General features: G+C 30.7%; 1 protein-coding gene. It reads right to left on the reverse strand.

Annotated elements, in window-relative coordinates:
• The coding region (locus CLPUN_RS06655; RefSeq protein WP_143328992.1) for a non-ribosomal peptide synthetase at positions 1-1,740 on the reverse strand (1,740 nt) is incomplete at both ends.

A 1,740-nucleotide genomic window follows, 5' to 3' on the forward strand; every position in this document is an offset into this window, starting at 1 on the left:
AATCTATTATTTCACCTTCAAAGTTTATATCTTTTAACAAACTTTTTTTAGTTAATAAAATCTGAGCGCTACTATCTTCTAGCATATAGCTTATTCTCTCCTCTGGATATTCAGGATCTATAGGTAGATAAGCTCCTCCGGCCTTCAATATACCCATTATCCCTACTATCATATCTAAGGATCTCTCTACCATTATTCCTACAATTTTTTCTGAGGATACTCCTTTTTCTCTTAAAAGTCTTGCTAAAGAATTTGATTTTTCATTTAGCTCTTTATAAGTTAATTCTTTTCCATTAAATGTTACTGCAATATTATTAGGACTCTTTTCTACCTGTTCTTCAAATAGTTCCTGTATTGTAGACCACCTTGGGTATTCTGTTCTCGTGTTGTTAAACTCACGTATTAATTTATTTTCTTCTTCTTTGCTTAACATATTTATTTCATGTAGTTTGATTTTTGGATTTAATACTATCTCTTCCAATATGTTTACAAAATGTTCCCACATCTTTTTAATAGTATTGCTTCCAAATAACTTGCTACAATACTCTAAACTAAAGCTTATACCTTCCTTTATTTCCATTGCCGTTAATGTTAGATCAAATTTTGCCATATTTAGTTTTGGCTCAATAGATTTAATCTTTCCATTATCTTCTGAAACATTAAAGTCTATATTTTCAAGTACAAACATTGTATCAAACAATGGATTTCTACTTGCTTCTCTTGTTAAGTTCAACCTATCAAGGAAGCTTTCAAATTGATATTCTGTGTTTTCAAAATCTCTCAGTGTGTTATTTTTTACTTCCTCTAAGAATTCCTTAAAAGTTTTATCTCCCTTAGGATAGTTTCTTAAAGCTACAGTATTTACAAACATTCCCACTACATTTTCTAGTTCTGTTTGAGGCCTTCCTGCCTGAACTGTTCCTACTATAATATCTTCTTGTCCACTATATTTTGACAACAGAATATTATATGCTGACAGAAGCACTGTATAAAGTGTTGCACCTGTCTCCTTAGCTATATTATTTAATTTATCTGCTGTTGCTTTATCTAGGGTAAAGTTTATACGGTCTCCTTCGTAGCTTTGTACATTTGGCCTTTCATAGTCTGTTTGAATATTTAATACAGGTATTTCTCCCTTAAATCTATTCATCCAATACTCTTCTTGTTCTTTTATAATACCTTTCTCTTCCAGAGTATTCTGCCATTCTGCATAATCTTTATATTGCAGTATAGGTTCTGATAACTTTTCTCCTTGATAAAGCTTCACAAATTCATCCATCAATATGCTTGTGGATACTCCATCTACTATAATATGATGGAAATCTATCATGAATATATATTTTTGTGCTTCACATTTTATAAGTTCCGCTCTCATCAGTGGTGCTTTTGTTAAATCAAAAGGTCTAATAAAGTTATTTGTTTTTTCCTTAACCTCACTGCTCTCCAGTTCTTTGTATATATAGTCAAGCTTCCATTCTTTTTCTACTTTTTGTACAACGTCACCATCTAATACTTTAAAGCTTGTTCTTAATGCTTCATGCCTTCTTACTAATTCACTTAGTGACTTCTCTATTTTTTCTTTATCTAGTCCTTCATTTATTTCTAATATCATCGGAATATTATACACAATGCTGGTTTTATCCATTTCCCATACTGCAAATAATCTTTTCTCTGCAGATGATACCTTATAATATTCCTTTTCTTCTGCTTTATCTATTGCTATATATTCTTTTTTATCTG

The organism is Clostridium puniceum, assembly GCF_002006345.1.
GTDB lineage: Bacteria > Bacillota > Clostridia > Clostridiales > Clostridiaceae > Clostridium > Clostridium puniceum.